The organism is Vibrio cholerae ATCC 14035 (assembly GCF_000621645.1).
In the GTDB taxonomy this organism is placed as follows: Bacteria; Pseudomonadota; Gammaproteobacteria; order Enterobacterales; family Vibrionaceae; genus Vibrio; species Vibrio cholerae.
The window spans coordinates 1-2,632 of record NZ_JHXR01000056.1 but is presented as its reverse complement, the minus strand read 5'-3'; the positions used below and the strand labels follow the sequence as shown (position 1 = coordinate 2,632).

Sequence of the window (2,632 nt, the reverse complement as noted above, 5' to 3'; positions counted from 1 at the left end):
GTAAGTCAGGTAAGTCAGGTAAGTCAGGTAAGTCAGGTAAGTCAGGTAAGACACTTTATCTTATATATCGTTGTGGCACATGCCCATGATACTTAAAGATAGACTGAAAGAATATAAAGATTCTTCTTATAGACCATCTTCATATCTTAAAGATTCCTTCATAAAGATTCTTCTCTAAGTTTGTTGGTTTAATATTAATTATTAAAAACCAACTCACCTATAGATATAACTTAAAGATAATCCTCAATGAGCTAATCAATAGATGCCTCTCCAAGTGTGAGAATAAGGCAATGGTGTCTATTGGTCTCAATTCATTGAGTCTTGTCTTAAAGTCACTTAATGATGCCTTACCATGAGCGAAGCTAATACCGTGAATTAACCCTGACTATAGGAAACAATCACCAACTAACAATCACCAACCACCAACAAGGAGACCCCTATATGACAACTACTAACGAAACAAACACTCTCGATATTCATTTCAGAGGTGAGAAGCCTAAGCGTCTTTCATTTACCCAGAAAGCAGCTTTACACCATCGGATGATTAAAATCCTAAAAGGCTTTAACTGTGAGCATTCCCAAAGTGCAGCCAATAAACTTCAAGCGACTCTTAAAGGGATGACTGGAATTAAATATACCGGATGGGAAGCTTGTCGAAAAGAATTAGCCTTTGAAAAAGCCAAGTTCCAGTTAGAAAAGGAAGGAGTTCTTTAAGATGAGTATTATTAAATATGATGAAACAACTAATACATTTAGTGTCTACGGACAAACTTTCACAGCAGATTATTTTAATCATGTTGAAGTTCCTTCTTTACTCAATCTTGGTTGGTCTCTCAAGCTCGTCAATGACGCACTGAAAGACACACCATTAGCGAATCATCGTGACCATCGTCTTGTGAATCATCGTCGTGAACTGGCAGAGATTGCAGAACGTGAAGCTAAAGAAGCAGCAGAGCGTAAACGTATAGCCCTACTCCGAGACCCTGAACATCAAGCAAAGCTCAAGCGTCAACGTGAAGCCTTTGCAGCTAAGAGTCGAGCACATGCAGCAGCCTTAAAGTCTGGTCGTCCTGTCTACACAAACAGTCCTCACCAAGACCCTATTCCAAGTATCAAATGGTAAAGCTATGGCCTCCTAAAAGGGGAGGCTATCGACCCTAAACACTCTAAACACCAACCACTGTGAACGCAGTAAACACTAACCACTAACCACATTACCCACAAAGGAGAACACCAATTATGAATATCACAATCTATGAAAAACCTTCAGCACAGAGTTACTTAGAGTCATTGGCTCGCAAGTTGTCCGGTTGTTTCAACTCAGTAGCATTTAAGACTGCTTGCGGTACTGAAGCTCGTTACTTCCGATTCCATCGCAAAGGTGATAACCCTAAGACAATCCAAGTCCCTACCCTTGCGAACCGCAGCTTAAAGCTCAACCTTCAAGACAAATCACAGAATGGTAAGCCAACTATCATCACTCACAAACAAGGCTCGTTGGTGGTCTCTAAGCCATGCAAAGAGGGCTTATTGTTATCAGCAGCGATTGAGCTTAATGATTCTGAGGTAAGTGGTCATATTACTGATTTGTCACTCCAACAAGAGATTGAAACAGTAACCGAGACCATTAACGATACTTTGAACAAAGAGATTCTTGGTCTAATCGAGGAATCAGACGACTTTGAGAAGCTCGTTAAGGTTATGCCAGAGACAAGCTCACAAGGTGGTCTTAAAGCCCGTGGAGAAGCTCTACAAGAATCAATCTTCACAGCTAAGGCCGAGGTATTACCTTTCGGTAAAGAGCTTTCAGATTACATTGTGGGGCTTTCGGACGCTGCTTTTACTGCCCTTGAGTATAGTGCTCGTGTTAATGGCTTTAGCTCTATCCATGAAATGATGGGTACTGAAGTATTTGCCTTTACCAGTAAGAGCGATGACACAGGTACAAAGAACTATGGCTATCTAATCCCACGTAGACACACAGCGATTAGCTTTGCTGAGTCAGCTACAGGTGAAGTCTTCAAATTCGAGGTGACTCGTAAACCTGAAACCCAATCAAGCATCATGGAGATTATCGCTAATGCTGAAGTTCTGGCAGCAGGTTTCACCAAGCTTGATGTGGATGGTCAGACAGTTGATGTAACCATGCCTCTTATCACTCAGTTCAGCTTAAAGATTGCTTGAGGAGTGTGTCTATATGGAAATCATTAGCTTAGATTGGAATGGCTCACACGGACAAGTGAGCTACCACGACAAGTACACTCTACTATGGAACAAGCCTAAGCTCTCCTTTGCGTTTGTCATTATCCACTATGTGAAAGGTGATGAAGTCTACCCTAACGGGTTCAAGACGATTGACACTAACGGACAACCTGTAGAGTTGAGTCTTGAAGAGATTCAAGAGGTTGAGGCTTACTGCCAAAACAATGCGACTACTCCGTGGGCTGACCTGTGTAGTATTCGGTAGTGAGAGAGAGAGAGAGAGAGACTTTAGGAACATGTGCTGAAATTTCAGCAGATGTTAAAGTAATCAAGGTCTGTAGTGGTCAACTAAAATTGGCCACGGTTTTAGAGTTTTCCCAATATAATCGTTCTGATTCATTGGGAGTTAGACCACCGTTATACTGATGTG

4 protein-coding genes are annotated in these 2,632 nt (G+C 41.5%); all 4 read left to right on the top strand.

From position 1 onward, the window contains the following. The first annotated feature begins 441 nt into the window (after positions 1 to 441). The 4 genes from T411_RS0115560 (at position 442) to T411_RS0115545 (ending at position 2,467) form a co-directional block, all read left to right on the top strand. Positions 442 to 714 carry a hypothetical protein gene (locus T411_RS0115560; protein WP_000214050.1) on the top strand — a complete coding sequence of 91 codons (273 nt, stop codon included), beginning with the start codon at positions 442 to 444 and terminating at the stop codon, positions 712 to 714. A 1-nt stretch (position 715) separates the two neighbouring features. Further along, complete coding sequence (locus T411_RS0115555) at positions 716 to 1,123, top strand: hypothetical protein (protein WP_001912190.1); 408 nt, start codon at positions 716 to 718, stop codon at positions 1,121 to 1,123. Between the two features lie 116 nt (positions 1,124 to 1,239). Next, on the top strand, positions 1,240 to 2,184 hold the full coding sequence (locus T411_RS0115550) for a hypothetical protein (RefSeq protein ID WP_001027829.1): 945 nt from the start codon (positions 1,240 to 1,242) through the stop codon (positions 2,182 to 2,184). Between the two features lie 13 nt (positions 2,185 to 2,197). Beyond that, positions 2,198 to 2,467, top strand: coding sequence for a hypothetical protein (locus tag T411_RS0115545; protein ID WP_000402869.1), 270 nt, complete (start codon positions 2,198 to 2,200; stop codon positions 2,465 to 2,467). The last annotated feature ends 165 nt before the right edge of the window (positions 2,468 to 2,632 follow it).

Bases quoted from the DNA above. Each gene is read 5' to 3' on its own strand.
- T411_RS0115545 (WP_000402869.1), top strand. From the start codon at position 2,198: ATGGAAATCATTAGCTTAGATTGGAATGGCTCACACGGACAAGTGAGC.
- T411_RS0115560 (WP_000214050.1), top strand. From the start codon at position 442: ATGACAACTACTAACGAAACAAACACTCTCGATATTCATTTCAGAGGT.
- T411_RS0115555 (WP_001912190.1), top strand. From the start codon at position 716: ATGAGTATTATTAAATATGATGAAACAACTAATACATTTAGTGTCTAC.
- T411_RS0115550 (WP_001027829.1), top strand. From the start codon at position 1,240: ATGAATATCACAATCTATGAAAAACCTTCAGCACAGAGTTACTTAGAG.